14 protein-coding genes are annotated in these 17,337 nt (G+C 69.2%); 6 read left to right on the forward strand and 8 right to left on the reverse strand.

From position 1 onward, the window contains the following. Nucleotides 1-31 precede the first annotated feature (31 nt). From U5N23_RS32380 to U5N23_RS32395, 4 genes are all read right to left on the reverse strand, one after another. On the reverse strand, nucleotides 32-1,840 hold the full coding sequence (locus U5N23_RS32380) for a GspE/PulE family protein (protein WP_322596766.1): 1,809 nt from the start codon (nucleotides 1,838-1,840) through the stop codon (nucleotides 32-34). Nucleotides 1,841-1,900: 60 nt separating this feature from the next. After that, nucleotides 1,901-2,662: a spermidine synthase gene (locus U5N23_RS32385; protein ID WP_322596767.1), complete on the reverse strand. Its 762-nt coding sequence runs from the start codon at nucleotides 2,660-2,662 to the stop codon at nucleotides 1,901-1,903. Then, nucleotides 2,663-3,202 carry a DNA-deoxyinosine glycosylase gene (locus U5N23_RS32390; protein ID WP_322596768.1) on the reverse strand — a complete coding sequence of 180 codons (540 nt, stop codon included), beginning with the start codon at nucleotides 3,200-3,202 and terminating at the stop codon, nucleotides 2,663-2,665. Between the two features lie 69 nt (nucleotides 3,203-3,271). Beyond that, complete coding sequence (locus tag U5N23_RS32395; RefSeq protein ID WP_322596769.1) at nucleotides 3,272-4,132, reverse strand: TatD family hydrolase; 861 nt, start codon at nucleotides 4,130-4,132, stop codon at nucleotides 3,272-3,274. A gap of 105 nt (nucleotides 4,133-4,237) precedes the next feature. Here U5N23_RS32395 and U5N23_RS32400 point away from each other — a divergent pair, with 105 nt between their 5' ends. Genes U5N23_RS32400 through U5N23_RS32415 form a run of 4 tightly spaced genes read left to right on the forward strand, consistent with a single transcriptional unit; the run spans nucleotide 4,238 to nucleotide 8,278 of the window. Further along, nucleotides 4,238-5,173, forward strand: coding sequence for a S1C family serine protease (locus U5N23_RS32400; protein ID WP_322596770.1), 936 nt, complete (start codon nucleotides 4,238-4,240; stop codon nucleotides 5,171-5,173). A gap of 39 nt (nucleotides 5,174-5,212) precedes the next feature. Further along, the gene (locus tag U5N23_RS32405; protein ID WP_322596771.1) at nucleotides 5,213-6,229 is read left to right on the forward strand and encodes a MoxR family ATPase; all 1,017 of its coding nucleotides are present in this window, start codon (nucleotides 5,213-5,215) and stop codon (nucleotides 6,227-6,229) included. Then, nucleotides 6,210-7,214 carry a DUF58 domain-containing protein gene (locus U5N23_RS32410; RefSeq protein WP_322596772.1) on the forward strand — a complete coding sequence of 335 codons (1,005 nt, stop codon included), beginning with the start codon at nucleotides 6,210-6,212 and terminating at the stop codon, nucleotides 7,212-7,214. Before U5N23_RS32405 ends, U5N23_RS32410 begins: the two co-directional genes overlap by 20 nt. Before the next feature lie 20 nt (nucleotides 7,215-7,234). After that, nucleotides 7,235-8,278 (forward strand): VWA domain-containing protein, encoded by a 1,044-nt coding sequence (locus U5N23_RS32415; protein ID WP_322596773.1) that lies wholly within the window; start codon nucleotides 7,235-7,237, stop codon nucleotides 8,276-8,278. A 34-nt stretch (nucleotides 8,279-8,312) separates the two neighbouring features. Here the strand turns inward: U5N23_RS32415 and U5N23_RS32420 are convergent, their stop codons facing one another. The 4 genes from U5N23_RS32420 to U5N23_RS32435 all read right to left on the reverse strand — a co-directional run bounded on the left by U5N23_RS32420 (nucleotide 8,313) and on the right by U5N23_RS32435 (nucleotide 14,583). Next, nucleotides 8,313-11,216 carry a PAS domain S-box protein gene (locus tag U5N23_RS32420; protein WP_322596774.1) on the reverse strand — a complete coding sequence of 968 codons (2,904 nt, stop codon included), beginning with the start codon at nucleotides 11,214-11,216 and terminating at the stop codon, nucleotides 8,313-8,315. 109 nt (nucleotides 11,217-11,325) lie between these two features. Continuing rightward, a complete protein-coding gene (gene lolD / locus U5N23_RS32425) occupies nucleotides 11,326-12,054 on the reverse strand; it encodes a lipoprotein-releasing ABC transporter ATP-binding protein LolD (RefSeq protein ID WP_322596775.1) in 729 nt (242 codons plus the stop codon). Then, nucleotides 12,047-13,300, reverse strand: coding sequence for a lipoprotein-releasing ABC transporter permease subunit (locus tag U5N23_RS32430; protein WP_322596776.1), 1,254 nt, complete (start codon nucleotides 13,298-13,300; stop codon nucleotides 12,047-12,049). Before U5N23_RS32430 ends, lolD begins: the two co-directional genes overlap by 8 nt. Nucleotides 13,301-13,326: 26 nt before the next feature. After that, nucleotides 13,327-14,583, reverse strand: a complete 1,257-nt coding sequence (locus U5N23_RS32435) for a lipoprotein-releasing ABC transporter permease subunit (protein ID WP_322596777.1) — start codon at nucleotides 14,581-14,583, stop codon at nucleotides 13,327-13,329. A gap of 80 nt (nucleotides 14,584-14,663) precedes the next feature. Here U5N23_RS32435 and U5N23_RS32440 point away from each other — a divergent pair, with 80 nt between their 5' ends. Both U5N23_RS32440 and recJ read left to right on the forward strand, forming a co-directional pair. After that, complete coding sequence (locus U5N23_RS32440) at nucleotides 14,664-15,614, forward strand: phosphoglycerate mutase (protein ID WP_322596778.1); 951 nt, start codon at nucleotides 14,664-14,666, stop codon at nucleotides 15,612-15,614. Then, nucleotides 15,611-17,326, forward strand: coding sequence for a single-stranded-DNA-specific exonuclease RecJ (recJ, locus tag U5N23_RS32445; RefSeq protein ID WP_322596779.1), 1,716 nt, complete (start codon nucleotides 15,611-15,613; stop codon nucleotides 17,324-17,326). The genes U5N23_RS32440 and recJ overlap by 4 nt, the downstream gene beginning before the upstream one ends. The last annotated feature ends 11 nt before the right edge of the window (nucleotides 17,327-17,337 follow it).

Raw genomic sequence — 17,337 nt, forward strand, 5'->3', positions numbered from 1 at the left:
GCGCGTTTTCCCTAGGTTCGCCGCCTGCGGATCACTCCATGGGAGGGGTTGCGGACATCACTTCCTCGATGGTGGTGATGCCCTCTGCCACGCGCAGCGCACCGGCCAGGCGCAGGGGCCGCATGCCGTCGGCGATGGCCTGGCGTCGCAGCGCCTCCATCGACGGTGCCGTGGTGATCTTGTCCTTGAGCGCCTCGCTCACGGTGAGCAGTTCGTACAGCCCCATGCGGCCCTGGAAACCGGTCATGCGGCAGTCCACGCAGCCCACGGCCTTGTAGGGCTGGTAGGCGCCGCTGAGCTTCCACGGCTTGATGAAGGCGCCAAGCGCCTCGCGATCGGCCGACTCGTCGCGCTGCTTGCACTGCTTGCAGAAGGTGCGCACCAGGCGCTGCGCCAGCACGCCGAGCAGTGTGGCGTTGATGAGGTAGGACGGCACCCCGAGCTCCATCATGCGGGTGATGGCCGAGGGCGCATCGTTGGTGTGCAGCGTGGAGAACACCAGGTGGCCCGTGAGCGCGGCCTGGATGGCCATCTCGGCGGTCTCCAGGTCGCGGATTTCGCCGACCATGATGATGTCCGGGTCCTGGCGCATCAGCGCACGCAGGCCTTCGGCAAAATTGAAATCGAGCTGCGGCTGCACCTGGGTCTGGTTGAAGCTCGGCTCGATCATTTCGATCGGGTCCTCCACCGTGCTCACATTGACCTCTTCCGTGGCCACGCGCTTGAGCGTGGAGTACAGCGTGGTGGTCTTGCCCGAGCCCGTGGGCCCGGTCACGAGGATGATGCCGTGCGGGCGCTTGACCAGCGCCTCCCAGCGCGCCGCGTCGTGCTGCGCGAAGCCCAGCGCGTCCAGGTCCTTGACGGTGTTGTCGGGGTCGAAGATCCGCATCACCATCTTCTCGCCGAAGGCCGTGGGCAGCGTGGACAGGCGCATTTCCACCTCGTCGCCGCGCTGGTTGCGGGTCTTGATGCGGCCGTCCTGCGGGCGGCGCTTTTCCACCACGTCGATGCGCCCGAGCAGCTTGATGCGCGAGATCATCGCGTTGTGCACGCCCATGGGCATCTGGTAGACCGGGTGCAGCACGCCGTCGATGCGAAAGCGGATCACCCCCTGCTCGCGCCGCGGCTCCAGGTGGATGTCGCTGGCACGCTGGTCGAAGGCGTATTGCCAGAGCCAGTCCACCACCTTCACCACGCCCTGGTCGTTGGCGTCGAGCTGCTTGTTGCTGCGCCCCAGCTCCACCAGTTGCTCGAAGCTGCTGCCGCCCGATGCGCCGCCCGCCTTCTGCGCCGCGCGCACCGATTTGGCGAGCGCGAAGAACTCGGCCGTGAAGCGGTGGATGTCCTGCGGGTTGGCCACCACGCGGCGCACCGTGCGGCGCGCCTGGCGCTCGACCTCGGCCACCCAGTCGTCGACGAAGGGTTCGGCCGTTGCCACCACCACCTCCTTGGCCGTCACCTGCACGGGCAGCACCTTGTGGCGCTCGGCATAGGTGGCGCTCATGGTGTCGGCGACCCGGCCCACGTCGACCCTGAGCGGGTCGATGCGCATGTAGGGCAGGCCGGAGCGCTGCGCCAGGTACTCGGTGAGCAGCTCGATGTCCAGCGGCTTGCCATCGGAGGCGCGGGTCATGGCCACCGCAGCCAGCCGGACCAGGGCCGGCTGCGAGCTCTCGGCCTGCGAGCAGCGGGCGATGGTGCGCTGCGCCTCCTCATGGGAGATCACGCCGTCGGCGCTCAGCCACTCGACCATGCGGCGCCAATCCACGGGCCCGATGTGGTGGACCGGCTTGATGGCCGCCTTGGCGGCGGGGACGGGGGGGATGACGGCGGTGCTCATGTCTGCAGACCTCTCAGAGGGGATGGACGGGGCAGGACGAAGGAGTCGGGTGCAGCATGTTCAGGCAACCGGCTTGAAAACGCGCATCCACTTGGTGGTGGGCAGGCCCCAGCGCTCCTGGATGGCCTCGGCCCGGGCGGCCAGTTCGGTGCGCTTGGGGCGCGTGGGCGTGCGCTGGGCCAGCACCACGGTATTGCCTTCGCGCGTGGGCTTGAAGGCCCACAGCGCATCGTCGCCGAATGCGCTGGCCATGCTCTTCAAGCTCTTCTCGTAGCTCGACGAGCGGCCAAACAGGTTCACGGTCATGCTGCCGTCCTCGGACAGCAGGGCATGGCAATCGGCGTAGAAGTCGGGGCTGTCGAGCACGGGGGCTGCGGCATCGTGGTCGTACAGGTCCACCGCCAGCGCATCGACCGTGCCGAGCCACATGGGGTTCTGGATCTCCCGGGCCGCATCGGCCAGCACCACGCGCAGCTTGGGGCCGTCGGGCGGCAGCTTGAACCACTGGCGGCACACGGCCACCACCTGGGGGTTGAGCTCGATGGCCGTGGCGCACAGGCGCAGCTTCTTGTGGCAGAACTTGGTGATGGCCCCGGCACCCAGGCCCAGTTGCATGGCGTGGCGCTTGCCCACCGAGGCGGGCTCGACGAAGAGCAGCCAGGCCATCATGCGCTGCACGTACTCGAGCTCCAGCGCAAAGGGTTCGGCCACGCGCATGGAGCCCTGGATCCAGGGCGTTCCCAGGTGCAGGTGGCGCACTTCGCCATCGTCGGAGACGCTGACTTCGGGCAGTTCGATGGGGCTGGTTTTCTTGCGGGTCATTCAGGTCAATTGGTGGCGGGCCATGAGTTCGGCCCACGCGCTCAGTTTGCGCTCGAAGCTCCAGGAGGCATTGGCCGGGCTGGTGGACGGCAGTTTGTACACCGGCACGCCCAGGGCTGCGGTGCGCGCGGCGTGCTTGAAGCTCTCCCCCCCATTGTGGGCGATGGCGGCCAGGCGCGGTGCCACGGCGCGCAGCGAGGCGAAGTCGTTCACCACGGCATGGCGGATGTCGGCGTCCAGGCTGCCCTCGCGCTCGCAGCTGGCATACACGTCCCACAGGCCCAGGCCGCGCGCCAGCAGCCACTCGCAGCGCAGGGCGTAGCTGGCGGGCCCAGGCAGGGGGTGCTGCGGCCAGAGGGCCTGCAGGATGCGCCAGAAGTGGTTCTGCGGGTGGCCGTAGTACTGCTGTGCGCGCAGCGAGGCCGCACCGGGGAAGCTGCCCAGCACCAGCACGATGGTACTGGCGGACACCACGGCGGGCAGTCCCACCAGGCGGGAGGCGGTGTCGTCCAGTGGCGTGGCGGGGGCGGTCTGGGGCATGCGGCGAGGGGTTCGGGGCAGGGTCGCCCGGTTACTATCAAATATATAGCTCAAACCCGAGAGCGACTGTCAGGAATCGGTAAAAGACGGTGACGGCGCCTGCCCGGCCCGCAGCAGGGGTGCCAGGCGCGGCAGGGCCGCCAGCGCGTTCGCCGTGGAGACCTCGGCCAGCGCCTGCACAGTCATGCCGCGCAGTTCGGCCACCACCTCGCCGATGCGTGGCAACTCGCCCGGGGTGTTGCGCCCCTGGGGCCGGCCGGCCTCGCGCTCGGCGGCGGTGGCGTAGAGCCAGTGCGGCGGGATGTCGGGGGAATCGGTCTCCATCACCAGGCATGCGAGCGGCAGTTGGGTGGCCAGGCGGCGCAGCTGCAGGGCGCGGTCGTAGGTGACGGCCCCGCCAAAGCCGAGCTTGAAACCCAGGTCCACGAAGGCCTGGGCCTGCTGCGCGCTGCCGTTGAAGGCGTGGGCTATGCCCGACAGGCCCTGGACCTCGCGCAGGCCCTTGAGCAGCCGGTCGGCCGAGCGGCGCACGTGCAGGATCACGGGCAGGCCGAAACGCCGCGCCAGCCGGAGCTGCTCGCGGTAGAAGTGCTCTTGCCGGGCCGGATCCAGCCCCGGCACGAAATAGTCAAGCCCGATCTCGCCCACGGCGACCAGGCGCGGGTCCTCCCGGTGCTGCTCCAGCGCCTGGGCCAGCAGTTCCAGATCGCCATCCGCAGCATTTCCGGTGTACAGGGGGTGGATCCCCAGGGCATAGCTGTCCCCATGCTGGTGCGCGAGCCTGCGCACATCGTTCCAGTTGGCACGCTCCACCGCAGGCAGTACGCAATGCCCTACGCCGGCCTGGCGGGCATGCTCCCGCACGGCATCCACGTCGGGCGCCAATTCGGGCGCATCCAGGTGGCAATGGGTATCGATCCAGAAGCTCATTCACACATGATGCACGATGGATGAAGCCCCAGGCTATGCACACGGGCGCGATCCGTGCTACTGTGAAACCATGCACCGCGCCATGGTGTACCGGAAGGTGACAGGATGCCCAGACCCACTGTCTACAGCAGCTCCCGCCCCGCCCGCCGCCCTGCCGGGGCCGCGGCCCCGAGCGACGCTGCGCCCGCGCAACCGGTAGCCGAGGCGGCGCCAGCCACCAGCCAGCCCGCCGGCCGGCCCCAGGCGGTCACCCTGTCGCGCCGCAACCTCTACGCACTGTGGGGCGCCTTGCTGGTGCTGGCCGCCCTGCTCGCCACCAGCGTGTGGCTGAACCAGGGCACCGCCCCCCGCAAGCTCACCCAGGAAGACATCGACCAGGCGGTACTGCGCACGCTGGAAACCACCACCCTGCCCTCGGCGGCGGCACGCGCCGTGGAGACCATCGCCCCCTCGGTGGTGCGCGTGGTGGGCTTCGGGCGCAGCAAGAACGGCAAGGACGAGGTCGAGCGCGGCGTGGGCACGGGCGTGGTGATCGTCGACAAGGGCGTCATCCTCACCAACCTGCATGTGGTGCAGGGGTCCGACCGCATCCAGCTGACCTTCCACGACGGGCTGCAGACCACGGCCACCATCACCGGCGTGCAGCCCGAGAACGACCTGGCCGTGCTCCAGGCCCACAAGGTGCCCGACGACCTGGAGGCAGCCTCCCTGCGCTCCACCAACGACCTGCGCCCTGGCGACCAGGTCGCCGTGGTGGGATTTCCCTTCGGCATCGGCCCATCGGCCTCGGCGGGCGTGATCTCGGGCCTGGGGCGCCAGTTCACCTCGCCCGAGGGCAAGCGCGAGCTGGGCAACCTGATCCAGTTCGACGCGGCGGCCAACCCCGGCAACTCGGGCGGCCCGCTGGTCACCATGGATGGCGAGGTGATCGGCATCGTCACCGCCATCCTCAACCCGACACCGGCGCGCACCTTCATCGGCATCGGTTTTGCCGTGCCCATCGAGAACGCGGCTTCGGCCGTGGGCATGTCACCTTTCTGACCCCCTTTCAATACGCACCCCCTCTTCGCAAGGAGTCCCATGGAACCGACCCCGCAGCCCTTTGCCTCGAATGCCGCCACCGCCACGCTGATGGAGCAGGTGCTCTACGAAGTCAAGCGCGTCGTGGTGGGTCAGGACCGCTTCCTGGAGCGGGTGATGGTGGCCATGCTGGCCCAGGGCCACCTGCTGGTCGAAGGCGTTCCGGGCCTGGCCAAGACGCTCACCGTGAAGACCCTGGCCAGCACCATCCAGGGCAGCTTCAAGCGCATCCAGTTCACGCCCGACCTGGTGCCCGCCGACCTGGTGGGCACGCGCATGTACAACCAGAGGACGGGTGAGTTCAGCACCTCGCTGGGCCCCGTGTTCACCCACCTGCTGCTGGCCGACGAAATCAACCGCGCCCCCGCCAAGGTGCAGAGCGCGCTGCTCGAAGTGATGCAGGAGCGCCAGGTGACGATTGCCGGCGAAACGCACAAGGTGCCCTCGCCCTTCCTGGTGATGGCCACGCAGAACCCGATCGAGACCGAAGGCACCTACGCCCTGCCCGAAGCCCAGGTGGACCGCTTCATGATGAAGGTGCTGATCGACTACCCCACCGAGGAGGAAGAGTTCGTGATCGCCCAGCGCGCGCTGGACAAGCCCGTGCAGGTGCTGCCCGTGGCCACCACGGCCCAGCTGGCGGCGCTGCAGGCCGAATGCCGCAGCGTGTATGTGGACCCGTCGATGCTGCAGTACGCCGTGAAACTGGTGGCCGCCACGCGCGCGCCGGCCCGCCACGACCTCAAGGACCTGGCCCCCTTCATTGCCTGCGGCGCCAGCCCGCGCGCCACCATCTGCCTGGCCGAAGGTGCCCAGGCCCTGGCCATGCTGCGCGGGCGCAGCTACGTGCTGCCCGAGGACATGACGGACCTGGCGGCCGACGTGCTGCGCCACCGGCTGTCGCTGTCCTACGAAGCGCTGTCCGAGGGCCTCGACGCCGATGCGCTGATCGCGCGCATCATGGCCAAGGTGCCCGCCCCTGCCAAACCCCTGCACCATGAGCAAAAAGCCGCCTGACACTGCAGCCACCGCCGCACGCGCGCTGCCCACCCTGCCCGGCCAGGCCGACCGCCTGCTGCGGCAGCTGGAGTGGAGCGTCATCCGCCGGCTCGACGGGCTGCTTCAGGGCGACTACCGCACGCTGATGCGCGGCGCGGGCCTCGATCTGGCAGACCTGCGCGAATACCAGCCCCACGACGATGTGCGCCACATCGACTGGAACGTGACGGCGCGCCTGAACACCCCCCATGTGCGCGTGTTCACCGAAGACCGCGAGATGTCCGCCTGGTTCCTGCTGGACCTGAGCCCCTCGGTCAACTTCGGCCCCCAGGGCAATGCCAAGCGCGACATCCTGACCGGCTTCGTGGCCGTGCTCTCGCGCCTGCTCACGCGCCACGGCAACCGCGTGGGCGCCATGCTCTATGGCGCCGGCGGTGCCGACACGCGCGCCGTGGACAGCGTACTGCCCCCGCGCAGTGGCCGCGCCCATGTGCTGCACCTGGTGCACCAGTTGCTCAAGCCCGCACCCCAGCTCCAATCCGGTGGTACCGAATTGCACCTGCTGCTGCAGGGCGCCCTCGGTACCTTGCGCCGGCGCTCCACCGTGTTCGTGGTGTCCGACTTCATCAGCGCCCCGGGCTGGGAGAAACCGCTGGCCCAGCTGGCCCGCCGCCATGATGTGGTGAGCGTGCGCCTGCTCGACCCGCTGGAGCTGGAGCTGCCCGACGTGGGCCTGGTCACGCTGCGCGACGCCGAAAGCGGCGAGCAACTGCAGGTGGACACGCACGACAGCGGTTTTCGCCACCGCTTCGCACGCCTGGCGGCGCAGCGCGAGGCCGTGCTGCGCGAAGGCCTGGCCAAGGCCGGGGCCGATACGCTGGAGCTGCGCACCGACGACGACCTGGTGGACGCGCTGCTGCGCTTCATGGACCTGCGCCAGCGCCGCGTGCGGCCGGCCGGCCACCCCTCGTTCCAATGGACGGCCCCACGGGCCGCCGCCTGACAACCACAGGACACGCCACCATGGTCTTTCTCTGGCCCTCCCTGCTCTGGCTGCTGCTGAGCGTGCCGCTGCTGGTCCTGCTGTACTGGTGGCTGCTGCACCGGCGCAAGAAAACCGCGCTGAGCTACTCCAGCCTGTCGCTGGTGCGCGAGGCCATGGGCCCGGCGCAGCACCTGCGCCGGCACATCCCGCCCTTCCTCTTCCTGCTGGCGCTGGTGGCCCTGCTGCTGGCCGCCGCCCGGCCGCTGGCGGTGATCACCCTGCCCTCGCAGGACCAGACCATCATGCTGGCCATGGACGTCTCGGGCAGCATGCGCGCCACCGACGTGCAGCCCGACCGCATCACCGCCGCACAGGACGCGGCCAAGGCCTTCATCGCCGAGCTGCCGCGCCACGTGCGCGTGGGCATCGTGGCCTTTGCCGGCAGTGCCCAGCTGGCGCAGCTGCCCACGCAGAGCCGCGACGACCTGGTCAAGGCCATCGACAGCTTCCAGCTGCAGCGCGGCACGGCCACGGGCAACGGCATCATGCTCTCGCTGGCCACCATCTTCCCCGATGCCGGCATCGACATCTCGGCCCTGGGCGGGCGCCAGGCGATGAAGCCACGCCCCCTGGAAGACCTCAACAAGCAGGACCCTGCCAAGCCCTTCACGCCCGTGGCCCCGGGCTCCTACAACTCGGCCGCCATCATCATGCTGACCGATGGCCAGCGCACCACCGGCGTGGACCCGCTCGAAGCCGCCAAGTGGGCCGCCGACCGGGGCGTGCGCGTCTACACCGTGGGCGTGGGCACGCTGCAGGGCGAGACCATCGGTTTCGAGGGCTGGTCGATGCGCGTGCGGCTCGATGAAGAGACCCTGAAGGCCGTGGCCACCCGCACCGCGGCCGAGTACTTCCACGCGGCCACCGCAGCGGACCTCAAGAAGGTCTACGAGACCCTGAGCTCGCGCCTCACGGTGGAGAAGAAGGAAACCGAGATCTCGGCGCTGCTGGCGCTGGCCGGTGCCGTGCTGGCGCTGCTCGCCGCCAGCCTGTCGGTGTGGTGGTACGGGCGGGTGATGTAGGTTGGGCTGGCGGTACAGTCCGTACCGCGCCGCGTCAACCGCCCTTGAATTGCCCCCGGCCAGCGCGTTTGGCCAGGTAGAGCTTGTCGTCCGCGCGGGCCATGAGATCAGGCCAGCCTTTGTCCGCATCCGTGCCCAGGGCCAGCCCTGCGCTGGCACCGACGCAAAGGCGCAGATTGCCGACCTCGAACGGCGTGTGCGCAGCTTCCAGTATCTTGCGGGCCACGGCTTCGGCATGGGCCGGCTCGCGCACGCCGGCCAGCACGACGGCGAACTCGTCACCGCCCAGCCGGGCCACCGCGTCGGTGGGGCGCACCAGGGACAGCAGGCGCTGCCCGAAGGCCTGCAGCAACTGGTCCCCCACGGGATGGCCATGCTGGTCGTTGACGGGCTTGAAATGGTCCAGATCGATGTAGAGCAGGGCCAGCAAGGGCCCTTCCACAGCCAGGTCCATCTGCCCCACGTAGGCCTGCAGACCAGCCCGGTTGAGCAGGCCCGTGAGCGGGTCGTGCTGCGCCATCGCCAGCAAGCGGCCGGTCTCCTGCCGGTAGCTGGTGACGTCCTGGGCCATGGACACGAAGCCATCGACCTGTCCCGGCCCCGACCACAGGGGAAGGAAGTGGATGGTGACGTGGCTGGCCGGAGCGCGCTGGGGATAATCCTTGTCGAAGGTGATCGTCTCCCCAGACAGGACTTTCTCGATCATGGGCTTGCTGCGCGCATACTCGGCAGCCCCGAGAAAGTCCTCCATGGTGCGGCCCACGATCTGCTCGCGTGGCACGCGGTGCCAGCGCTCGAAGGCGCTGTTGACGAACTGGTAGCGCCCATCTGTCCCCACCACGGCCACCAGGGAGGGCAGCGCCTCGGTGATGGAGCGCAGGGTGGCCGTCTGCTTCAGGAGCGCCAGTCGCGCCTGGGCCGCGTCCGAGATATCGCGCATGATGGCCGAAAAATGCTGGATGCGACCCTCCACGTCGCGGTGGGCGATCACCATGTGGCTCACCGGCACCACGCGCCGGTGGGCCACGTACACCGTGGTCTCACCCACCCACACGCTGTGCGCCTTGACCGCTGGAAGAATCGCCTCGGCATACAGGGCCTGGGTCTCGGGCGTGTTGAACTCGGTGAACAGGTGGGCACTCACGTCTTTGTCCGGCGCAAAGCCCTGTACCCTGCGCGCAGCGGGGTTCATGTAGGTGACCTGCCCCCTGAGGTTGGTCTGGACCACGAAGTCGGGCGTGTGCTCCAGTATGGCCGTCAGCACCCGCAGGCCGCGCTCAGCGGCAGCACGCTGGGTGATGTCGATGCCCGTGGAAAAAAAGCCCCGCACCTCTCCGCCGTCGGAGACATCGGGCACGAGATGGCTTTCGATGCGGTGCACCAGGCCATTGAGTACTTCATCGACTTCATAGCGCTGCTCCGTGCCCGACAGCACCTGCTGCACCCGCTGCGCCACCTCGGGCGGCACGGGCTCGCCCAGCAGTTCTTCGCTGGTGCGGCCGATGATGTCCTCACGGCTGCGGCCAAAGCGCAGGCATGCCGCCTGATTGGCGAAGCGATAGCGCTGTTCCCTGTCCACGTAGCCGATGCGGATGGGCAGGCCGTCGGTGACCTGTCGCACGAAGCGCTCGCTGTCCGCCAACTGCTGGGCCATGCGCCGGCGCTCCGTCACGTCCTGGAAAGCACCGAACAGACGCACCACCGCGCCGCCTTCGGATTCCGCCTCGCCTACCGAGCGCACCCAGATCTGGTGCCCGCCAGCGGTGACCAGCGGCATCTCCAGATCCCACGGCTGGCCCGCCTGCAGTGCACTGCGCACCACGGTGGCCATGGTCTTGCGCGCCTCGGGTGGGTAGAAATCCAGCACATGCTCGACGGCCGGGTTGTAGTCGGGCGCCACCTCGTGGATGCGCCGGGTCTCGGCCGACCAGGAGACGCGGCCACTGCGCACATCGAATTCCCAGCCTCCCACGCGTGCCGCGCGGCCGGTGCGTTCCAGCAATTGCTGGCTGGCCTGGAGTGCGCGTTCGGCTGCTCGCTGTGCCGTGATGTCGCGCCCTACGGACTGCACATAAGGCCGTTGCTCGCTGTCGCGCAGAAAGCGGTGGGTCCAGGCCACCCAGCGCTCGGAGCCGTCTGCGCTCGCCATGCGGTTTTCACCGTGTTGGGCGCCCTCCCGGTGCACCACCTCGGCTATGTGCCCACGCACCACCTCCCGGTCGGCTGCGTCGACATAGGAGAGAAGGTCGGTCCCCAGCAGATCCTGGGGCCGCATTCCGACATGCCGGGCATACGCCTGGTTGACGTAGAACACTTCGCCATGTGGCCACGCGAGCGACACCATCTCCGTCTGCGCCTCCACCATGGTCCGGTAGCGCAACTCACTTTCGGACAAGGCTTCTTCATACTCCAGACGCACCGAGAAGGCCCGCTCGAGCAGGTCCCGGCGCAGGTCCAGTGCCTGCGAAACCATCTGCGACAGCGACCGCAGCGTGGCAAGCTGCTGCGCCGTGAGCTGGCGCGCCTTGCGGTCGAGCACGCACAGCGTGCCCACGCGGTCACCATCAGCGCCTGCCATGAGCGGAGCCCCTGCGTAAAACCGGATGTCCGGCGCGTCCGTGACCAGGGGGTTGAGCGCAAACCGCGCATCCTGCGTGGCATCGGGCACTTCCATCACACCGTCCGTGAGGATGGCATGCGCACAGAAGGCGATGTCGCGCGGCGTTTCATTCACCCCCGGCAGGCCCACCGCGGCCTTGAACCACTGGCGATCGGCATCGACGAGGCTGATGAGCGCGATCGGTACATCACACACCTCGGCGGCCATGCGGGCAATGGAGTCGAGCAAGGGCTCGGCAGGAGTGTCCAGCACCATGAGCGCACGCAGGGCTTCAAGCCGGCGCAACTCGTCGCAGGGGATGGGTGCTGGGACCGTCATCGCGAAGCTCTCCTGAAGCGAACTTCTGTCATCTTACGGCTTGCGAACACGCGCGCAGGCTCTCCAAAACCCGTCCAATGCCCCGCGCGGAAGGATCCGGCGGCAGGACCTAACCCAGTTTGCCCAGCACCAGGTGCACCACGCGGTCGCAGCGCGCGGCCAGCGACTCGTCGTGCGTGACCATCACGAAGGCCGTGCCCTGCTCGCGCGCCAGCTGCAGCATGAGCGCGAAGACGCCGTCGGCGGTGGTGCGGTCCAGGTTGCCCGTGGGCTCGTCGGCCAGCACGCAGGCCGGGCGCGTGACCAGGGCGCGGGCAATGGCCACGCGCTGGCGCTCGCCACCCGACAGCTCGGCGGGGCGGTGGTGCAGGCGCTCCTTGAGACCCACCGAGGTGAGCACGCGCGCGGCCTCCTCATGGCACTGCGCGAGGGGCATGCGGCGGATGCGCAGCGGCATGGCCACGTTGTCCAGCGCGGTGAACTCGGGCAGCAGGTGGTGGAACTGGTAGATGAAGCCCAGGTGCTGGTTGCGCAGCCGGCCCTGCTGTTCGGGCGACAGCGACGACAGCGGGGTGCCCTTGAGGCGCACGGAGCCGGCCGTGGGCGCGTCCAGGCCGCCCAACAGGTGCAGCAGGGTGCTCTTGCCCGAACCCGAGGCACCGACGATGGCCAGGGTCTCGCCGGCATGCACCTGCAGGTCCACGCCGTGCAGCACGGTCACGTCCAGCCGGCCTTCGGTGAAGCGCTTGGTCAGGCCCTGGGCCTGCAGCACCACCTCGCCCCGGGCGGGCGGTGCGGCGGGCAGGGAGTTGGCGGATGGAGCGTTGTTCTTATTCATAGCGAAGCGCCTCGGCGGGGTTCACACGGCTGGCGCGCCAGCTGGGGTACAGGGTGGCCACGAAGGCCAGCACCAGGGAAATGACGGCGATGGGCACGATGTCCGAGCTTTGCGGCTCGCTGGGCATCTTGCTGATGAGGTAGATGTCCTTGGGCAGGAAGCTCGCATTGAGCGCATGCTCGATGGCCGGCACGATGACGTCGATGTTGAAGGCGATGGCCAGGCCCAGCGCCAGGCCGGCGAGGGTGCCGATGACGCCCACCATGGCCCCCTGCACGACGAACACGCCCATGATGCTGCGGGGGCTGGCACCCAGCGTGCGCAGGATGGCGATGTCGGCGCGCTTGTCGGTCACCGTCATCACCAGGGTGGAGACGAGGTTGAACGCCGCCACCGCCACGATGAGGGTCAGGATGATGAACATCATGCGCTTTTCGAGCTGCACGGCGGCGAACCAGGTGCGGTTCTGCTGCGTCCAGTCGCGCACCACCAGCCCGCCGCTCACGGTGCCGGCCAGTTCGGCGGCCACGGCGCGTGCCTGGTGCACATCCTTGAGCTTCAGGCGGATGCCGGTGGGGGATTCGAGGCGGAAGATGCGCTGCGCATCCTCGTGGTGCAGCAGCACCAGCGCCGCGTCGTACTCGTAGTGGCCCGAGTCGAAGGTGCCGGCCACCGTCATCTGCTTGAGGCGCGGCACCACGCCGGCCGGCGTGACCTGGCCGGCGGGCGCGATCAGCGTCACCACATCCCCGGCGCGCACGCCCAGGGAGCGTGCCAGCTCACCACCCAGCACCACGCGGAACTCGCCGGGTACCAGCAGCTTGAGCGTCTTTTCGTTGCCGGCGGCCAGATCCGTCACCGAGCTTTCGAGCGCCGGGTCGATGCCGCGCACCAGTGCGCCGCGCATGTCCTGGCCGCGCGAGAGCAGCGCCTGGGCGGCGACGAAGGGCGCGGCCCCGGTCACGTTCGGGTTGCGCCTGACCTCGGCCAGGGTGGTGGCGACGTCCGGCAGCGGCGCGCCCTGGGGCGCCAGGATCTCGATGTGCGAGACCACGCTGAGCATGCGGTCGCGCACTTCGCGCTGAAAGCCGTTCATCACCGACAGCACGATGATCAGCGCCGCCACACCGAGGGCGATGCCCAGCATGGACACGCCCGAGATGAACGAGATGAAGCCATCGCGCCGCGTGGCACGGCCCGCGCGGGTGTAGCGCCAGCCCAGGGCCAGTTCGTAGGGGATTTGCATAGATGCTGTGCGCGCTTTCTTCTTCTTCACTCGTACCGCAGGGCTTCTGCGGGGTTCACGCGGCTGGCGCGCCAGCTCGGGTACAGGGTGGCCACGAAGGCCAGCGCCAGCGAGATGAGGGCGATGGGCACGATGTCGGTGCTCTGCGGCTCGCTGGGCATGCGGTCGATCAGGTAGATGTCCTTGGGCAGGAAGGTGGCGCCCAGCGCCTTCTCGATGGCCGGCACGAGGATGTCGATGTTGTAGGCGATGGACAGGCCCAGCGCCAGGCCGGCCAGGGTGCCGATCACGCCGACCATCGCGCCCTGCACCACGAACACGCCCATGATGCTTTTCGGGCTGGCGCCCAGCGTGCGCAGGATGGCGATGTCGGCGCGCTTGTCGTTGACCGTCATCACCAGCGTGGAGACCAGGTTGAAGGCCGCCACGGCGACGATCAGCGCGAGGATGATGAACATCATGCGTTTTTGCAGGCGCACGGCCTCGAACCAGGTGCGGTTCTGCTGGGTCCAGTCGCGCAGCAGCAGGTCGCCGCTCACGCTGCGCGCCAACTGGTAGGCGACGGCATTGGCCTGCTCCAGGTCCTGCAGCTTGAGGCCGACGCCCGTGGGTCCGCGCAGGCCGAAGGTGGCCATGGCGTCGTCTTGGTGCATCCACACCAGGGTGGAGTCGTACTGGAAGTGGCCCGAGTCCACCGTACCGGCCACGGTAAGCGGCTGGTAGCGCGGGCCGCCCTGGCTGCCACTGCCGCCCTGGCCGGCGGGCACCACCAGGGTCGCGGCATCGCCCGCCTTCACGCCCAGCGATTTGGCCAGCTCGCTGCCCAGTACCACGCGGAACTGCCCGGGCACCAGGGTGGCCAGCACCTCGGCATTCGATGCCGCCAGCGAGGTCACCGAGCCCTCCAGCGCCGGATCGATGCCGCGCACAAGCGCCCCTTTCATGTCGTCGCCATGGGCGATCAGGGCCTGGGCGGCCACATAGGGGGCAGCGCCGATGACGGCCGGGTTCTGGCGCACTTCGGCGATGGTGCGGGCCGCATCCTGCATGGCGGCGCCCTGGGGCGCGAAGACCTCGATGTGGGCGACCACGCCCAGCATGCGCTCGCGCACCTCCTTCTGGAAGCCGTTCATGACGCTGAGCACCACGATCAGCGCCGCCACCCCCAGGGCAATGCCCAGCATGGATGCACCGGAGATGAAGGAAATGAAGCCATTGCGCCGCGTGGCCCGGCCCGAGCGGGTGTAGCGCAGGCCCAGGGCCAGTTCGTAGGGAAGTTGCATGGATGGGAAAAAAGTGCCTGGACCCTGATGGGATAGCCGAGCCCGGCGGAAGCGATTGTGGCATCCCGGACAATAGGGGGATGTCGGACATCCCCCATTTGCTCATCCCCTACGCTGCCAGCGCCTCCGAGGGGTGCCAGCAAACGCTGTCAACGCTCGACCTGCCGCACCTGGATCGCCTGCTGGCGCGGCTTGCGGCCGACCCGGCGCACTCCAGCACGGCCGAGGAGACCAGTTTTTCCACCCCCCATGAGCGCGCCCTGGCCCAGGCCCTGGGCCTGACTGCCGAGGACGGGCGCCCACCCTGGGCCGCCTGGTACCGCCAGCAGCGGGGCCAGGCAGTGAGCGGCCAGGCCTGGGCCTTCGTCACCCCCTGCCAGTGGCAGGTGACCACCGACCACGTCACCCTTCGCGACCCCGAGGCCCTGGGCCTCGATGACGAGTCCTCGCGCGCGCTGCTGGCCATCGTCTCGCCCTGGTTCACCGAGGACGGTATCCACCTGCACTACGACCAGCCCACGCGCTGGCTGGCCGAAGGCCCCCTGTTCGCCGACCTGGCCACCGCCTCGCTCGACCGCGTGCTGCTGCGCGACGTGCGCGCCTGGATGCCCGACGCCGCCCGCGCCCGCACCCTGCACCGCCTGCACAGCGAGATGCAGATGCTGCTCTACACCCATGCCTTCAACGACGCGCGGGCCGAGCGCGGCCTGCCCACGGTCAACTCCTTCTGGGTGCATGGTGCAGGCACCCTGCCCGCCAGCACACCCGCGCCCGCGCCGCAGATGCCCCTGGCCCTGCGCGACGCCGCCCTGCACGAAGACTGGCGCGCCTGGGGCGCCGCCTGGCGCGCGCTGGATGCGGGCCCGGTGGCCGAACTGCTGCGCCAGGCCGAGCAAGGCAGCGCCGTGCGCCTCACGCTGTGCGGTGACCGTGCTGCCCTGGCCTTCCACAGCGCCCCACGCGGCTTGGTGCAGCGCATCAAGGCCCGCTTCCAGCCCACCCGTTTTGCCCAGGTGGCACCCCAGCTATGAAAATCACGGCCAGAGACATCCCCCCGCGTGCCGCCTGGGCCCTGGAACAGGCCGGCGTGCACCCGCTGCTCGCGCGCCTGTACGCCGCACGCGGCGTGCGCGACAAGGACGAGCTGAACGAAGACCTGAACCGCCTGCTGCCGCCCGCCGGGCTCATGGGCATCCAGCAGGCGGCCACGCTGCTGGCCGATGCCATGGCCCGCGACCTGCGCCTGTGCGTGGTGGCCGACTACGACTGCGATGGCGCCACCGCCTGCGCCGTGGCCGTGCGCGGCCTGCGCCTGCTGGGCGCAAAGCATGTGGACTACCTGGTGCCTGACCGCGTGACCGATGGCTATGGCCTGACCCCGCCGATCGCCCGCCGCGTGAAGGAGCGCAGCGCCGACGTGCTGATCACCGTGGACAACGGCATCGCCAGCGTCGAGGGCGTGGCCGAGGCCAAGGCCCTGGGCCTGCAGGTCCTCGTGACTGACCACCACCTGCCCGGCCCCGAGCTGCCGGCGGCCGATGCCATGGTCAACCCCAACCAGCCCGGCTGCACCTTCGAGAGCAAGTCCCTGGCCGGCGTGGGCGTGATGTTCTATGTGCTGATGGCCCTGCGCTCCGAGTTGCGTGCGCGCGGCGTGTTCGACCTGGCCAGCCAGCCCAAGCTCGACCCGCTGCTCACGCTGGTGGCCCTGGGCACCGTGGCCGACGTGGTGCGCCTGGACGCCAACAACCGCCGCCTGGTGGCCCAGGGCCTGCGGCGCATCCGCGCGGGCGCGATGCCGGCGGGCGTGGCTGCGCTGTTCGCGGCGGCGGGCCGCAAGGCGCCCGTGGCCACCACCTTCGACTTCGGCTTTGCACTGGGCCCGCGCATCAATGCCGCCGGCCGCCTGGCCGACATGACGCTGGGCATCGAATGCCTGCTCACCGACGACGCGGGCCGCGCGAGCCACCTGGCCGGGCAGTTGGACACCATCAACCGCGAGCGCCGCGAGATCGAGGGCGGCATGCGCGAGCAGGCCATGCTGATGGCCGAGAACCTGTTCGACGAGAGCGAAGACCCGCCGCCGGCCATCAGCGTCTTCGACCCCGAATTCCACGAAGGCGTGGTGGGCATCGTCGCTTCGCGCATCAAGGACAAGCTGCACCGCCCGACCTTCGTCTTCGCGGCCAGCAGCGCACCGGGCAAGGAACACGAGCTCAAGGGCTCGGGCCGCTCCATCCCCGGCTTTCACCTGCGCGATGCGCTGGACCTGGTGGCCAAGCGCCACCCGGGCGTGCTGCTCAAGTTCGGCGGCCATGCGATGGCGGCCGGCTGCACCGTGGCCGCAGAGGCTTTCCAGACCTTCGAGCAGGCCCTGGCCCAGGTGGCGCAGGAATGGCTCGACGCCTCGACGCTCACGCGCCGCATCGAGACCGATGGACCGCTGGCCCCCGAGTACTGCCGTGCCGACCTGGTGGACACCCTGCACCGCGAGGTCTGGGGCCAGGGCTTTGCGCCGCCAACCTTCAGCGAAGAGGTGCAGGTGCTGAGCCAGCGGCTGGTGGGCGAGGCCAAGAACCACCTGTCCATCAAGCTCATGCACCAGGGCAACCCCGTCGACGCGATCTGGTTCGGCCACACCGAACAGCTACCGGCGCGCGTGCTGCTGGCGTTTCGCCTGGATGTCAACGAGTGGCGCGGCGAGCGCAAGGTGCAGTTCCTCGTGGAAGGCGCAGAAATCTAGCGCCAAGCGCT

It is taken from the genome of Acidovorax sp. (assembly GCF_034519795.1).
GTDB lineage: Bacteria > Pseudomonadota > Gammaproteobacteria > Burkholderiales > Burkholderiaceae_C > Acidovorax.